This is a genomic window from Luteolibacter yonseiensis (genome assembly GCF_016595465.1).
GTDB classification, from domain to species: domain Bacteria; phylum Verrucomicrobiota; class Verrucomicrobiia; order Verrucomicrobiales; family Akkermansiaceae; genus Luteolibacter; species Luteolibacter yonseiensis.
In genome coordinates this window covers 327,717-343,722 of record NZ_JAENIK010000004.1, presented here as the reverse complement: position 1 = coordinate 343,722, position 16,006 = coordinate 327,717, and the positions used below count along the sequence as shown (strand labels likewise).

The following is a 16,006-nucleotide window of genomic DNA, read 5'->3' as shown; positions in this document are numbered from 1 at the left end:
GTCGTATCCGGCCGGGGAAGGGAGTGCCGTCCTCCGATCCGGGGCTGACATCGCAAGCCGGTAGGACCAAGGTCCGATAGACCCGGGGCGGCACAGGCTCCAGCATGCATGCTCCATGAGCTGGCTCTCAGAACTTCACCAGACGCAGCCCGTCGCGCATGCGATCGGGGTGCTTTCCTTCGTCTGTGTATTGGGCATGGCGTTCGGCAGCATGAAATTCCGCGGCATCGGCCTCGGCACCTCGGGAGTCCTGTTCGCCGGGATCATCGTCGGCCATTTCGGCGAAGCGGTGGACCACCAGACGCTGGATTTTGTGAAAGAGTTCGGGCTGATCCTGTTCGTCTTCACCATCGGACTCCAGCTTGGCCCGGGCTTCTTCGCCGCGCTCAGGGAGCAGGGGGTGAAAATGAACCTGCTGGCCTTTGTCATCGTCGTCCTCGGCGCGGTGGGCGCTCCGTTGGCGGGGTGGATCGCAGGCTTTGATCCGGCGGCCGTGCTCGGAATTTTTTCCGGAGCATCCACCAACACCCCTTCGCTCGGCGCGGCGACCCAGACGCTCGGCACCATTCCCGGCATCGCCACGGACCGCCTGACGCTGCCCGCGCTCGCCTACGCGGTGACCTATCCGGCCGCGATCATCGGCATCATCGGCACGCTGCTCCTGCTCAAACAGATCCTGCGGATCGATCCGGTCGCCGAGGCCTCCGGGTTCGCCGCGAAAAGCAGCCGCCAGGTCGAGCCGCTCGAACGCCGCACCCTTGTCGTGACGAACCCGAACCTCGAAGGGGTGGCGCTCGGAAGCATTCCCGGCCGCCTGGAGGCGGGTGTCACCATCTCCCGCATCTGCCATGAAGGGGAAACCCGCATCGCGGGCGAAACGTCCGTCCTCCATCTCGAGGACCGGCTGGCGGTCATCGGCACACCGGCGGCCCTGGACCAGTTCGCACGCGTCATCGGCCGCACCAGCGATGAAGATCTCGTGTTGCGTGATGAATCGATCAGCTATCGCCGCGTGGTCGTCACCGACCGCGGGGTGCTCGGAAAAAACGTGGGCCAGCTCGACCTCGGCGAGCGCTTCGGCGTGGCGGTGACCCGCGTCACCCGGGCCGATCTTGAGATGTCGGCGGTTCCCGGACTGCGCCTGCAGTTCGGCGACCAGCTCCAGATCGTGGGGCGGGACAAGGATCTCGACGCCGCGGCGAAGTCCCTCGGAAATTCCCTGAAGGAGATCAATGAAACCCATTTCGTCCCGTTTTTCATCGGTCTGGTTCTCGGAGTCATGCTGGGCACCATGCCCATCGCGTTTCCCGGCATTCCGCAGCCGGTGAAACTCGGTCTTGCGGGAGGGCCATTGGTCGTCGCGCTGATCCTCGGTCGTGTGGGGCGGATCGGCCGCCAGGTCTGGCACATGCCGGTGAACACGAACCTCGCCTTCCGCGAGTTCGGCATCGCGCTGTTTTTCGCCGCGGTCGGCCTCACCGCCGGTTCCAAGTTCTTCGCCACCGTATTCAGCACCACCGGCGTGCAATGGCTCGCCGCCGGGGTGTGTGTCACGATGGTGCCGTTGCTGGTGGTGGGCGTCTTCGCCCGCGTCGTCTTGAAAATGAACTTCATGGATCTGAGCGGCCTGCTGGCCGGCAGCATGACCGATCCTCCCGCGCTCGCGTTCGCCTCGAACATTTCGGGATCCGACGCGCCCGCCGTGGGTTACGCGACCGTCTATCCGCTCACCACCCTCATGCGCATCCTTGCCGCACAGATTCTCACGATTATCCTCTTCCAGTGAACTCCACGCATCCCACCCTTCTGGGCGACGCCCTCCACCCGTCGCCCCTGTCATTCGCCATTTCGGAAAACCTCCTCGTCCCTGCACATATCGAATGGCCCGGAGGAACTCCACCGGACGACCTGCTGTTGTTCGAGAAAGCGGGGCCGAGAGGACGCCTGTTCTTCGATCCCGCCACGACGGTCGCCGCCATCGTCACCTGCGGCGGGTTGTGCCCCGGCCTGAACAACGTCATCCGCTCGGTCACGCGCGAGCTGATCCGTGGCTATGGGGTGAAATCCGTATGGGGGATCCGCAGTGGTTATCGCGGACTGGATCCTTCCATAGGCAAGCCGCCGCTGGACCTCACCGAAGATGCCGTGGAGGAGATCCATCAGAAGGGCGGCACGCTGTTGGGCACTTCGCGCGGGCCCGTGGACGTGACCCGGGCCGTGGATTTCCTGATCGACCGCGGAGTGAACATCCTCTTCACCGTGGGCGGGGACGGCACCCAGCGCGGTGGTCACGCGCTTTTCACCGAAGCCCAGAAACGCGGACACCCGCTCGCGGTGGTCGGCATCCCCAAGACCATCGACAACGACGTGCTCCACGTCACCCGCACCTTCGGCTTCGGCACCGCCGTCAGCGAGGCCGTGCGCGTGATCGACAGCGCGCACACCGAGGCGCGCAGCGTGGAAAACGGAGTTTCCGTGGTGAAGCTGATGGGCCGCCATGCCGGGTTTATCGCCGCCGCGGCGACCGTCGCCAGCCAGGACGTGAATTTCTGCCTGGTGCCCGAGCAGCCTTTTTCCCTGGACGGACTTCTTGCCGCGCTGGAGAAGCGTCTCGATAAGAAAAGCCATGCCGTGGTGGTGGTGGCCGAGGGCGCCGGACAGGAATTGCTCGGTACCGGCGGAGGGACCGACGCCTCCGGCAACGCGAAGCTCCGGGACATCGGCCAGTTCCTGAGGGATGAGATCAACGCCCATTTCAAATCACGCGGGCTTGAGATGACGATGCGCTACTTCGATCCCAGCTACCAGATCCGCGGTTGTCCGGCCAATACGGAAGACGCCCTGCTCTGCGACCGGATGGGCCGCCACGCCGTGCACGCCGCCATGTCGGGCAGGACGGGACTCGTCATCAGCTATCTGAACGGCCATTTCGTCCATGTCCCTATCAATCTCATCGCCGCCGGCGGCAAACGCCTTGATCTGGAGGGTGAACTCTGGCGTGCCGTGATTTCATCCACCGGCCAACCCGATCTCTCACCCTTGGCAAGCGGCGGGTCCGCAAGTCCGCCAAAGGTCTGCTAATATCAATAGGTCTGGAGCAGGGCCAGAATGAGCAAGCCATAGCACGCGAGCGTCACGCATCTCACCCTGGAGCGCCTCCATCTTCCACCGGCCAGCCACTTGTTCAAAAACAGGGCCGATTTGACCAAAATGTAGCCGATGAGGGTCAGGAGCGCGATGATTCCTGCCCAGATCATCCAGCAGTGATTGACGCACTTTTCAAGAAACAGCTCCCTGCAGCTCCTTGATTGTCCCTCCAGATTCTCCCTGTCCTCTTCCATCAGATAGTGGATCATGGACTGTTTCGCCGCATAATCATCCAAGGCGGCGCTGTGCTGGCCTGTGACGAATTTCGTCTGCAGCATGAATTTCTTCCAGTTTTCCTCAGGCATCTCCGCCGGTTTCTCAAATCCATAATACCCAGCCGCGCCGATGTCCGGATTGATCCACGAGGTCAGGCCGGACTCGAAGAAGTGGGGGAAAATGCCGACCACCCAGTCGGAGCTGCCGACATAGTTGCGGATGCCGCCGACCCTTCCCTCCAGGGAGCTTCCGACATTTGCGAAATAATCCTGTCTGACGACGCTTCCGGCGAAGATCACCTTGTCAACCTTCAGCGCCTTATACTTGGTCAGGGCGCTGGCCAGAACATAGGTTCCGTTGCTATGTCCGACAAAATGGATGGTCTCCATGTTTGGATACTTCGCCATCAGCTCCGTCAGCTCGTCCATGAACCATCGGACGTTTTTCTGCCGCTCCTGCCAGACAAGGAAGGAGCCCATGGGAAAGTAACCGTAACTCGGGCGGTAAACGAGGAGCTTCGGCGTGCGGACCTTTCGCTTCAGGATGGCCAGGTCGGCCTCCGCTTCTTCCTTTTCCTTCAGCAGCGCGGGGTCAGAGTCCTGCCGCAACCGCTCATCCAGAGTCCGCAGGGTTTCCTCAAGTACGATCCTTTGCTTTTTGTCGTCGGCCTTCTCCTTCTCCTTTTTGGCGATGAATTTCTCCTGCAACGGCGTGACGAAGTCCGAAGTCCATTGTCCGAGATCGCGGATGCCGTGGAGGACGATCACGCCTTCCGTAACATCATAATCCTCGGCCTCCGGCACGCCGGGACTCATTCGTTTGAGAACCCGGATCTCATCGTCATCCCCGAATGATCTGAGAAACAGGTCCCGCCTTGCCCGCTTGATTTTCCCCTCCGCGTCCAACCGGCTCACCGGAGTGCATTTGTCGCCAAGATCAACGATGTTCTGATGGTTGGTTTGATTCAGCTGCACCCAAACGAAACGTTTTCCGGAAACGTTCACATCCCGGCTGTCATCCTTGTCCACCAGGTCGTCGGTGTCGCCGAGAAGCTGCACCACTGTCGGGCGCAGGATCTTCCGTTCGTCAACCGGCTTTGAACCGGTTCCCGCGGGCTGGGGCGGGCTTTTCATCACATTGAGCCATTGCATCCGCAGGTTGGAGACGAATGGTGATCCATTCTCAGTCTGAAGAATCAACGAGCCGGTGCGGGTGCTCGTGGCGATCCATTTACCGCACCACATTTTCGTCAACGAGCCGATGCCTGCGGCGGACGGTGGCTTGCGCAGCGACCAGCCCCGGTTCATTCCCGCGAGCAGGACGAAGCGTTTGACATTCCGCGTCCATTCCTGCGGAAACTTCCCGGAGGCATCCGTTGTTGTCGAAGGCGGCACGTCCTGGAGCTGTCCGCATCCATATACATAGGCTTTCCGCGCCAGCAGGGCTCCCATGCTGTAACCCACGAATTCTATCTTTTCATAAGTCTTTTCCTCATGCCGGCGGTTCACCTCATCCCGGATTTCTTTGGATATGCTGAAACAATCCGCATTGGAAAAAGGATCGGAGGAATATGTCATCAGGATGACATCGGCGTCCTTGCGCGCGTCTTTCACCGCGCACAAGACATCATTCATTCCGCCCTCCCTCCCCCTGTAACCCTGCACCACCACCACCAAGGTCCGGGCGTTGGGAACAATCTGCCATTCCTTTGGCGTCACCCAGTTTTTCGGAACCGGCTTTTCACGGTAATGAAGGTAGATTCCGCCGGACAGGGCGCCGGCTGCCAGCAACAGGAATATCACCGCAACGGTTTTCCTGAGGTATCTGAACCAGACGGTTTTCGTGACGGGGGGATGGGTGGTGTCCTGCGTGCTCATGGGAAGGTGGGGAGGGGGTTGCGGAGATGGAATTCCTGCGCCGGAGTCATACCGATCAAACACAGTGCTAACAGATGGCCGCATGCGGAGAAGAAGAATCCCAAATCCCTATCAGGAAATTCAAGGGCGGCGGGAGGTGCGGTCCATGGATGGGTTTGAATCGAATTCCGGCACACCCGCCGGTGGTATGACAGTGAGGAGGCATATGGCGGGCTCTCACCGCCGGTTGTCTCCATATTTCTCCACCGCTTCGACGAACTCCCCCAGCCGGGTGACCACGGAGGCATAGGAGGAGATGGCCTGGAACTGGTTGATGACCAGCGAAAACGCCCCAAGGAGTGTCGCGAACGCCATCGCCGACTGGCCGATCACCCCGAACTCCACCTCCCGGCTGATGAACATCGGCGCCACGATGAGGACCGGGATGAGCTGGATCATGTAGTTGTAGCCGGTCGTGAAAAAGCTGAGGTTCCGGTTGATGGAAATCACCCGGCGGAAGTTGTCCACCAGTCCGTCAACCCGCGCCATGAGGCGTTCGCGCACTTCCGGCTCCCTGCCGTCCCGCGAGATTTCCCGGGCGTGCGAATGGGTTTCGATGAGCGAGGCGCGGAAGTTCGCCTCGAAGTCGGCCTGCCGGTAGTTCAGCCGGATCAGCGGACGGCCCAGCCAGATGGTGAGGACCGAGCCCGCCAGGGCATAGACCACCGCGATCATGAAAAGCCTGGGGCTGATCGTCCACAGCACGCCGGAAAACGAGATCACCGTCATGGTGCCGTTGAGGATCATCAGCACGAACGACAGCGTGCTTGTCGTCAGCTGCCTCACGTCCTCGGTCATCCGCTGGTCAGGATTGCTGACGGTTCCGTCCCCGCTCATGTGCAGGTAGATCCGGCTGTCCATGTAGAGTCCGGCGATCCGGTGGGTCAGGAAATCCCGCCACAGGAGGCCGAGCCGTTCCTCGGTGAAACGGAACATGACGCCGACAAAGGTGGAACCCGCGAAGACACCGATGTACAACCAGGCGAAGTGGACGAAGCCCGCGGAATCACGCCGCTCGATGGCGGACATGAAGTAGCGTCCGACGAAGCTGTTGGCCACGTTCATGCCGTTGATGCACAACATCAGCAGGAGCAGAGCGGCCAGCAGCCACCGGGCCCTGCCTCCCACCGGCGATTTCAGGAACATGCCGATGGCCCCCAACAGGCGGCGGAAGGTCCTGCGGCTGAAAGGTGGGTCGGATTCACTCACAGGAATGCGGATTTCTCCAAGGGGTCAGTGCTCGGGATGCTGCGTGATCGTTCTCCTGAGAACGCGGGAAAGCAGGTGATGGACGATGGTGAAAAGAATTCCGGTGCTCCAGCCGAACATGAGCACGCCGGTGACCGCCTCGACCGCTCCGAGGATGCGCCATTTTTCATCCAGCAGCACGTCGCCATAGCCCAGCGTGGAATAACTCGTGGCGGAGAAATAAAACGAGGTGGCGAAGTCCGCGAAGCAGCCCTGGAACTGGTAGAACGCCGCCCAGATGGTGATCTGGATCAGGTGGAGGAGCAGCAACCCGTAAACCACGCGGACGATCAACCAGAACGTGTGGCCCGGTCTGTAGTCGGTTTCATCCCGCGGCCACAGCCGCCACAGCCAGCGCACTCCCAGGATCATTCCCCCCGAGTGGGTCGCGACGCAGGCGGAAACGAGCAAAAGGAGGTTCAGCAGCAGTGCGAGCATCGGGTGTGGCGGGTTGGCTCACTTCCAGCCGCCGCCCAAAGCACGGTAGGCCTGGACCACGGACAGGAGGCGGTCGCGCCGGGCGTCCGCGAGTTCCAGTTCGGCATCGAAGAGGCTGCGTTCGGCATCAAGCACTTCGAGGTAGCTGGATGAGCCGCCGCTGAAGCGTTCCGAGGAGACCGAGGCCACGTTACGGTAGGAGTTCACGAGGCGGGTTTGCTGTGTGACGATCTCCCCGGTTTTCACATGGGCGTTGATCGCGTCGGCGGCTTCGCGGAAAGCCTGCACGGCGGCGCTCTTGTGCGCGGCCTGAGCCTCTCCCGCGCGGGCCTTGGCGGCATCCACTCGCGCCTTGTTGCGGCCCGCGTCGAAAATCGGCCCGGTGAGGTTGGGGCCTATCGAATAGGTGCCGGACTTGCCTTCCAGCAAATTGTTCAGATCGCTGCTGAGCAGGCCGCCGCTTCCGGTGAGGGAAAGCGTGGGCAGGCGCAGCGCCTCGGCCACGCCGATCTCCGCCACCGCCGCCTGATAGGCCTGGTTGGCCGCGGCCACATCGGAGCGGCGTTCCATCAGGCCCGAGGACAGGCCGCCGTTGATCCGCAGCGACGAGTCGAGGTTGTCCAGGCTGCCCTTGCGGGCGATGCCCCCGGGATACTCGCCCAGCAGCGCGCGGATCTCGTTCTCCTTCTCGAAGATGGCTTTTTCCGTGATGGGGATGGCGGTGAGCGCCTGGCCCACCAGCGCGTCCGCCTGGCCGACCTCCAGATCCGAACTCACTCCGCCATCGCGGCGGCTGGTGACAAGGTCCAGCGATGACTTGCGGCTGTCCGCGGTCCTGCGGGAAATGGCCAGACGCTCCTCGAGGTTTTTCAACTCGATGTAGGCGGAGGCCACGGACGCCACCAGGCTCGTCTGCACGGCGTCCCGCAGGTACTGGGACTGGAGCAGGCGGGAGCGGGCCGCTTCGTTGCTGCGGCGGATGCCTCCCCAGAGGTCGATTTCCCAGCTCAGGTTCGCCGTGATGTCGTAGGATTCCGAGTGGCGGTCGCCCCCGGGTCCTACCTGGCCGGCGTTGGGCGAGGCATAGTGCGCGGTGGCACCCGTGCCAGCACCAATGGTAGGGAACCAGTCGGCACGCGAGACCGCTTCCAGGGCGCGTGCCTGTTCGATGCGGAAGGTGGCTGCGACGAGATCCGGATTGTTCGCGATCGCCCGGCTGATCAGGTTGCGCAGGTCCGGATCCGAAAACACCTTGTGCCAGGACTTGTCTCCGAAGGAGCTGCCATGAGGGGCGGAGTCGCTTCGTATCGCCCCGGGGAGATCCAGTTCGGGAGACCCCGGCTGTGGTCCGAGAACGCAGGAACTCAGGAGGATGGAAACGGAAACAAGGGCTATCGGATCGAGCGGTCGCATCTTGAGGTGAAATCTGGGAATGAAGGAACGCGGAGAGTAAGGTCCGGGCCCTGTTCCGGCAAGCCGGACGTATGGGAACTGGGTGGCGGGAAGAGTATCCGGTTCACTGTTTTCTGAGGGAAGGCGGGGGTGGTTGCGAAGCGTTCCGGATCTCCTTCCCGGAAATAGGCAGGCAATTCACCGTCCAAGGAAGTCCATCTGGTTTGCAACCATCTGCCCAGTCGGACCAAGGTCGTATTGACGTTGGGACGCGGTTTATCCTAGTACCGAGGCGGTTATTTTCGCAGGCCGGTGACGCGTCGTGTCACCGCTTCCGGGGCGAAGGGAGGATTCCGAACCTAGAAAACCATAATTTGAAAACGAATTTCCGAATTTCCAGACAGTGGCCCGACCACGTTTCGAGGACCGGCCTCCTGACCCTGTCCCTGGTGGCGGCCGGGTTGAGTTCCTGCAAGAAGCCCGAGGCCGTCGCTCCGCCGCCTCCCGTGGTCGAGGTGATGGAGATCAAGCCTTCCGACGCGCCGCTTTCCACCACGCTCATCGGCCAGCTTGACTCGCCGCAGAACGTCGAGGTCCGCGCCCGGGTGGAGGCCTTTGTCGACGACATGAATTTCATCGAAGGCGCGGAAGTGAAGGCGGGCGACGTGTTGTTCAAACTCGACCGCAAGCCGCTGCTCGAAAAACTCGATGCGGCGAACGGAGCGCTCGGCGAGGCCGAGGCGGCGCTTCACAAGTACCGGACGGACGTGGCCCGGCTCACTCCGTTGTATGAAAAACGTGCGATCCCCAAGCAGGACCTGGACAACGCCCTCGCCTCCGTCGATGTCGGGGAGGCGGGTGTCGTCACCGCCAAGGCGCGTGTCGAGTCCGCGAAGATCGATCTGGAATATTGCGAGGTGAAGGCGCCCATCACCGGCTTGATCGGCGCGAAGCAGGTTTCCATCGGCGAACTGGTGGGCAAGGGCGAACCGACGTTGCTCGCCACCATGTCCACGCTCGATCCGATCTGGTTCTACTGCAATGTCAGCGAGGTGGAATACATGCGCGCGCAGGTCAAGAGCCAGGAGACGGGCAAGGAGATCTCCAAGCTGCCGCTGTCCCTTTCCCTCGGAGACGGCAAGGTCCGTCCCGATCTCGGTAAATTCGTGTTCATCGACCGCGCGGTGGATGCCAAGACCGGCACCCTGCGGATCAGGGCGGAGTTTCCCAACAAGGACAAGCTGCTCAGGCCCGGCATGTTCGCCCGTGTGAACGTGGACCTCGGAGTCCGCAAGGACAGCATCCTGATCCCGGAGCGCGCGCTGCTGGAGCTTCAGGGAAAAACCTTCGTCTGGGTGGTGGGCCAGGATGCCAAGGCCAGCCAGCGGCCGGTCCAGGTAGGCGAGCAGGTGGGATCCACTTTCGTCATCCTCGAGGGATTGCAGGTCGGCGAGCGCATCATCGTCGAAGGGCTTCAGAAGGCCCGCGAAGGAGCCGCGGTGAACCCGAAGACCGCGGTGCAACTGGCGGAGACGGCATCCGCCGCCCCTGTGGAAAAGGCCCCCAGCAAATAAACCATCATGGCCGAATTCTTCATCCGCCGTCCCATCGTGGCGATGGTCATCTCCATCGTCACCTGTATCGTGGGCCTCATCTCCCTGAAACGACTCCCGATCGCGGAGTATCCGATCGTCAGTCCCACGCTGATCCAGGTGACGTCCACCTATCGTGGAGCGGCCGCGGAAGCGGTCATGGAATCGGTGGCCACACCCATCGAATCCAAGGTCAACGGCGTGGACAAGCTGCTCTACATGCAGTCCTACAATGCCAACGACGGCAAGCTGACCCTCAACGTCACCTTCGACGTCGGCACGGACGTGGACATCATGCAGGTGAACACGCAGAACCGCGTGGGCCAGGCGGAGGCCCAACTGCCGGACGCGGTGAAACGCGAAGGCGTCATCACCAACCGTTCCAGTCCGGACATCCTGCTGGCCATCGGATTGTCCTCGCCCAAGGGCACCTACGACGGTGTCTTCCTCGGCAACTACGCGGACATCAACCTGGTGGACCAGATCAAGCGCGTGCGCGGCGTGGGTGATGTGAAGAATTTCACCGCGCAGGATTATTCCATGCGCATCTGGCTGATGCCGGACAAGCTCGCCTCCCTCGGCGTTACTCCCACCGACATCGGAAACGCCATCAAGGAACAGAACGCCCAGTCGCCCGCCGGCCGCATCGGCGCCGAACCCGCACCCCCGGGGCAGGAAGGCCAGTTCAACGTCCGCGCCCAGGGACTTCTGAAGGATCCGAAGGAATTCGAGGAAATCATCATCCGTTCCAACAGCGACGGGTCGCAGGTGAAGATCAAGGACGTCGGCCGTGTGGAACTCGGCGCGCAGACCTACGACCTCCGCGCCCGGATGAACAAGGCCCCCGCCGGAGCGCTCGGCGTCTATCTGGCTCCCGGTGCCAACGCCCTGGAGACCGCCGGCAACGTGAAGAAGATCCTCGAGGAGGCGAAACTGCGTTTCCCGCCGGACATGAATTACGAGATCACGCTCGATTCCACCCTGCCGATCAAGGCGTCGATGGAATCGATCGTCCACACCCTGTTCGAGGCCATCGTGCTCGTGCTCATCGTGGTGTATATCTTCCTCCAGAGTTTCCGTGCCACGATCATCCCCATGCTGACCGTGCCCGTGTCGCTGCTCGGTGTGTTCATCGCCTTCCCGATGCTCGGCTTCAGCGTGAACACGCTCACCATGTTCGGGCTGGTGCTCGCCATCGGCATCGTGGTGGATGACGCGATCGTCGTGGTGGAGGCCGTCCAGCACCACATCGAGCACGGGCTCTCACCCGTGGATGCCACGCGCAAGGCGATGGCGGAAGTGTCCGGCCCGGTGGTCGCCATCGCGCTCATCCTCTGCGCGGTGTTCGTCCCCGTCGCTTTCATGGGTGGTGTCACCGGCCGCCTTTACCAGCAGTTCGCCATCACCATCGCGGTCTCGGTCATTTTCTCCGCGATCAACGCGCTCACACTCAGTCCGGCGCTTTCCGCCCTGCTGCTGCGCAAGCCGACTCCCGGCCGTGGTCCGATCGCCTGGTTCTTCAAGAAGTTCAACGCGTTCTTCGACTGGATCATCGAGAAATACGGCAACATCGTCGGCGGCCTCACCCGCAAGGCGACATTCTCCATGCTGCTGCTCGTCATCGTCTGCGGCGGCATCTGGGGCCTCGGCAAGGTGGTGCCGGGCGGATTCATCCCGGATGAGGACAAGGGATATCTTTTCGTCGCCATCGAGCTGCCGGAGGGCGCGTCGTTGCAACGCTCGGACGAAATCCTGAAACAGGTGGAGGAAGTCGTGAACAGCACGCCCGGCGTGCGCTCCGCCCTCGCGCTGAGCGGCATGAACATTCTCAACAACCTGAACGTCTCGAACGCCGCGCTCATGTTCATCGGTCTGGATGACTGGAAGGAGCGCGCGTCCCCGGGGATGCACGCCAAGGCGCTCGCGGAAACGTGGAACAGGAAATTCGCCGGCATTCCCGGCGCGCGGATCTTCGCCTTCGGGCCTCCGCCCCTTCCCGGCTATGGCAATGTCTCCGGTTTCACGATGCAGCTTCAGGAGCGTTCCGGCGGCGACATCGCCCAGCTCTCCGAGATTGTCAGCCAGGTGCAGGCCGCCGCGGCGAAGCGCCCGGAAATCGGCCGCCTCACCACCACCTTCAATCCGGCCACCCCGCAGGTGAAGGTCGAGATGGACCGCGAGAAAGCCCGCACGCTCGGCGTGCCGGTGGACAGTGTTTTCCAAACCCTGCAGGCCTACCTGAGCGGCCTATACGTGAACGACTTCGTGAAGTTCGGCCGGGTCTACAAGGTCTTCCTGCAGGCGGAATCGGAATTCACCAACACACCCGACGACATCGGGAAATTTTACGTCCGCAACAATGATGGCGGCATGGTGCCGCTCAGCACGCTGGTGAAGGTCACCAAGATGTCCGGCCCGAACTTCGCCACCCGCTTCAACCTCTTCCTCTCCGCTGAAATGATGGGCGCCCCCGCTCCGGGATACAGCTCCGCGCAGGCGCTCAAGGCGATGGAGGAGGTGATGGCGGAAATGCCTTCCAATGTCGGCTACGAGTGGTCCGGTCTCACGCTCCAGGAAAAAAAGTCGGAAGGGCAGGCGGGCGTCATCTTCGGCATGGCGGTCGTCTTCGTCTTCCTGCTGCTGGCCGCGCAGTATGAAAGCTGGTCGCTGCCGTTCGCGGTCCTGCTTTCCGTGCCCACCGTCATCCTTGGAACGATGGTCGGGCTGTTGCTCAACAAGTATGAGATGAACGTCTACGCGCAGGTCGGCCTGGTCATGCTCATCGGCCTCGCGGCGAAGAACGCCATTCTCATCGTCGAGTTCGCCAAGATGAAACGTGACGAGGGTGTGCCCACGCTCCAGGCCGCGCTGGAGGGTGCGAAGCTGCGGCTGCGCCCGATCCTCATGACATCGTTCGCCTTCATCCTCGGTTGTGTGCCCCTGATGCTTGCCAAGGGGTCGGGTGCCGCCTCGCGCGCCACCATGGGCACCGGAGTGGTTTACGGAATGACGATCTCCACGGTCATCGGCCTGTTCCTGATTCCGGTCTGCTATGTCTTCGTCCAGAAGTTCACCGACCGGAGACAGAAGAACAGCCCCCGGCCGCCCGCCGAACCTGTCGCCGGTCACTGAATCGAGGAAAGTGGCTTGGCGTAATTGGCGCAATCCCTTTGTCCGGCGGCGATGGCGTTTCGCAAAATGCTGTGATCCAAGTGGCGACGCCTTGAATAACACACATTCCTGAAACGAAGCATCGGTTTGCGATCATCCGGCGATCATCCGGCGATCATCCGGCGATCATCCGGCGATCATCCGGCGATCATCCGGCGATCATCCGGCCCGCATCCGGCCCGCATCCGGCCCGCATCCGGCCCGCATCCGGCCCGCATCCGGCCCGCATCCGGCATTTTCCACAGCACCAAAGGTGCGGAATGAGACAGCCCGGGGCAAGCACCGCGCAGCCCCGGTTGGATGTCACATCAGACTCCAAGTCCTACAGGGACGACATCCATGGCACGCCGCACCACCGGATTGCGTCCTTTCAGGACTTCATACTTCGGGGATCGTGGTCCCGGGGTTGCGCTTCGCTCACCCCGGGCTTTCACATTCCGCACCTTTGGTGCTGGGAATACCGCCGTGCCGGACACTCAAACTGTCCCGTCGTGGATCCATGTTTTGTAGGTCCATGTTTGGAAGAGTGCGGGGAGGTGTCCTTCCGCCGGATGCGGCGGAAGGATTGATCTCAGTTCATTTGATGGTCGAACCACTCGTCGGTCCTTTTCTGCCGTGCGTCGGTGCGGATTTCATGGCGTTCGGTGTATTTCGTATACCTTTCATTGCGCCTGTCCATGCGCTCCTGGAGTTGTTCGTTGCTCGCGCACGATGTGCAGAAAGGAATGGCTGCGATGGCCGCCAACAGGAAGGGGATGTTTTTGATTTTCATGGTTTGCTCGTCGGGTTGATTTGCTCGCGTATGCGAAAGATGGCCGGGGAAGATGAAAAACAAGGAAACCCTGTCGGGAGAACCCTGTCGGGAGAACCTGTTGAAAACCTTCACCCCCCGGCAGGAGGCGTCACTCCTTCGATGGCGTGCCTCCGGCGGGAGGCGGATTGTTCTTCAGCCATTCCTCGCGGGCCTTGAGGTTCTCTTTCAGGGAGTGGATATTGGTTCCCTCCCGGTCGAGTTCGGTGAATTTGCGCATGATCTCGGCCATGTCCCGCGCCAGGTCGGCCCGTGCGTCATCCAGCATCGCTTCGCCGTCCCGGGCCTCGTCCCGGCCGATTTCCCTTGTCGCGCCCACGCTGGGCAGGGTGAGTTCGCGCTTCTGCGCACGCAGGTCGTCGATGATGGCATCCGTCCGCCCGAGCTCCTCTTCCATCGCTTCCTTGCTATTTTCCGTCTGCTTGCCGGTCGCCAGGTTGCTGGCGAGGGATGCCCTCCGGGCCTGGTTCCGTTCCAGGGCCTTGTCCAGTCCCTCGACCAGCTCGCGCCGGATCTTTTCGTCCGAGGTCGAGTCCCGGCGGTTCTGTTTCCAATCCTCGCTGATCCGGGTGTTCTCCACCGCCCAGCCTCTCCAGTAGTGGCCGCCGTCGGACTCGTATTTCTCGATGTCCACATGACCGGGCTGGGAGCGCGCGATTTCAACGATCTGCTGGATCCGTTTTCCGACGCGCTCGTCGAAGATCGCGATTTCCCGCTCAAGCATTTCCTTCGGCGCGCCGGGGTCCTTGCGGATGCGCTCGAACGCCTCCATGCGCTTCTGCCGGTAGACGCCGGTCGTGCGGACCAGCGCGTGCATGACGTCGGCCTTCACATTGGCCACGCGGGTTTTCGATTCGTTGGAATCCCTGAGGGACGAGAGCCTCGTCACAATGTCGGAGATCTGCTTCTCCACCCGCTCATCCAGCGCGTGCAGGTCTTTTTTCACCGATTCGAAGCGCACCTCCCTTTGGGCGATGTGCTCCTTCAGGTCGGCCACCGATTCGACACGTGCGGCATAGTCGATGGCCGGAGGTGTCTGTGACAGGCAAAGGGTGGGCAACAAACCCGCCATCAGGATAATTGGGACTTTTGACATGATTCGAAACAAGGATATTCCCCATACCCCATCAAGCGGAGAGTGCTTCGGGGGAATGGGACGTTGGTCTGATCTCGCGGATCCTTTTTTCGCTGGTTTCTTGTCCCGGTTCTGCCGCCTGTGGTGCGGGCATGCATGGGTGGACCGTGGGTCAGGGCCTGCCCAGATTCTCTTCTTTCCGCCGCAGGATCGACTCCCTGAGCTGCGCCACAGGCGGGCTTTCCGTTTCGATATCAAGCAGGGCGATGGCCGAATCACAGGCGGAAGCCGCGTCCCGGTACCGGCCCGCGGCTTCATGGATGTCCGCCCGCAGCAGCGAAAATTCAACCGAAGGTCGATACCTGGCAACCAATGTGTCCACCCGCCGGAGCGCGGCATCATGACGGCCTAGCGAACATTCCAGGCGGATCGCGCTCCGCTGGAGTTCGATGACATTGCCGAAGAGGCCGATGCCGCGGTCCAGCAGCGAGACCGCCATGTCGGCGTCTCCGGAGCCCGCCCGTTGGACCAGCCACGCGGCGGCGTTGAGAAAATCGACGGGAGCCGGCTGGTCGTCGGTTTCCAACTGGCGGAGCTTGGCGGTGATGGCTCCGTCGGTGTTTCCCGCCTCATGTCGCAGGCGGGCCATCAAGGCCCAGGCATCGGCGAACCGGGGAAATCGCCGGTTGATTTCCTCCAGCCGGGTGATGGCGTTTTCCGGGTTTTTCCGTGCGACGCTGACACGCGCCTGCAACAGGAGCGTGGCGGGATCGTCCGGCGAAATGGAAAGCGCCTTCACCGCGACAGGGATCGCCTGCCGGACGTGGCCCGTTTGAAGGAACAGCTCTGCCTTGCGTCTCAATAGTTCCGGATCATCCGGAGACTCCGCGAGATGACTGTCGATCTCCGCCAGGGTGTGCCCCGGGTCCGGATGGGCGGATAGCGGCACGATCAAGCAGGCCAGGCCAAGGGCGGGAAGAGGAAATCTCATGCTCCGGAA

11 protein-coding genes are annotated in these 16,006 nt (G+C 62.0%); 4 read left to right on the top strand and 7 right to left on the bottom strand.

Annotated elements, in window-relative coordinates:
* Positions 1–115: 115 nt before the first annotated feature.
* Both JIN84_RS03070 and JIN84_RS03065 read left to right on the top strand, forming a co-directional pair.
* Positions 116–1,786 carry a putative transporter gene (locus tag JIN84_RS03070; protein WP_200349537.1) on the top strand — a complete coding sequence of 557 codons (1,671 nt, stop codon included), beginning with the start codon at positions 116–118 and terminating at the stop codon, positions 1,784–1,786.
* Positions 1,783–3,081, top strand: coding sequence for an ATP-dependent 6-phosphofructokinase (locus JIN84_RS03065; protein ID WP_200349536.1), 1,299 nt, complete (start codon positions 1,783–1,785; stop codon positions 3,079–3,081). The genes JIN84_RS03070 and JIN84_RS03065 overlap by 4 nt, the downstream gene beginning before the upstream one ends.
* A 2-nt stretch (positions 3,082–3,083) precedes the next feature.
* Here the strand turns inward: JIN84_RS03065 and JIN84_RS03060 are convergent, their stop codons facing one another.
* The 4 genes from JIN84_RS03060 to JIN84_RS03045 all read right to left on the bottom strand — a co-directional run bounded on the left by JIN84_RS03060 (position 3,084) and on the right by JIN84_RS03045 (position 8,378).
* On the bottom strand, positions 3,084–5,240 hold the full coding sequence (locus tag JIN84_RS03060; RefSeq protein WP_200349535.1) for an esterase/lipase family protein: 2,157 nt from the start codon (positions 5,238–5,240) through the stop codon (positions 3,084–3,086).
* Between the two features lie 216 nt (positions 5,241–5,456).
* The gene (locus JIN84_RS03055; protein ID WP_200349534.1) at positions 5,457–6,488 is read right to left on the bottom strand and encodes an SbmA/BacA-like family transporter; all 1,032 of its coding nucleotides are present in this window, start codon (positions 6,486–6,488) and stop codon (positions 5,457–5,459) included.
* 24 nt (positions 6,489–6,512) lie between these two features.
* On the bottom strand, positions 6,513–6,965 hold the full coding sequence (locus JIN84_RS03050) for a potassium channel family protein (protein ID WP_200349533.1): 453 nt from the start codon (positions 6,963–6,965) through the stop codon (positions 6,513–6,515).
* Between the two features lie 18 nt (positions 6,966–6,983).
* Positions 6,984–8,378, bottom strand: a complete 1,395-nt coding sequence (locus tag JIN84_RS03045) for an efflux transporter outer membrane subunit (protein ID WP_200349532.1) — start codon at positions 8,376–8,378, stop codon at positions 6,984–6,986.
* 353 nt (positions 8,379–8,731) lie between these two features.
* Here JIN84_RS03045 and JIN84_RS03040 point away from each other — a divergent pair, with 353 nt between their 5' ends.
* Positions 8,732–9,931: an efflux RND transporter periplasmic adaptor subunit gene (locus JIN84_RS03040; RefSeq protein ID WP_200349531.1), complete on the top strand. Its 1,200-nt coding sequence runs from the start codon at positions 8,732–8,734 to the stop codon at positions 9,929–9,931.
* 6 nt (positions 9,932–9,937) lie between these two features.
* Positions 9,938–13,081, top strand: coding sequence for an efflux RND transporter permease subunit (locus tag JIN84_RS03035; protein WP_200349530.1), 3,144 nt, complete (start codon positions 9,938–9,940; stop codon positions 13,079–13,081).
* A 610-nt stretch (positions 13,082–13,691) separates the two neighbouring features.
* On the opposite strand, the gene JIN84_RS03030 is transcribed toward JIN84_RS03035, so the two are convergent.
* From JIN84_RS03030 to JIN84_RS03020, 3 genes are all read right to left on the bottom strand, one after another.
* Complete coding sequence (locus JIN84_RS03030) at positions 13,692–13,892, bottom strand: hypothetical protein (RefSeq protein WP_200349529.1); 201 nt, start codon at positions 13,890–13,892, stop codon at positions 13,692–13,694.
* Between the two features lie 130 nt (positions 13,893–14,022).
* Positions 14,023–15,027: a hypothetical protein gene (locus tag JIN84_RS03025; RefSeq protein WP_200349528.1), complete on the bottom strand. Its 1,005-nt coding sequence runs from the start codon at positions 15,025–15,027 to the stop codon at positions 14,023–14,025.
* Positions 15,028–15,178: 151 nt separating this feature from the next.
* A complete protein-coding gene (locus JIN84_RS03020) occupies positions 15,179–15,997 on the bottom strand; it encodes a tetratricopeptide repeat protein (protein WP_200349527.1) in 819 nt (272 codons plus the stop codon).
* Between the last annotated feature and the right edge of the window lie 9 nt (positions 15,998–16,006).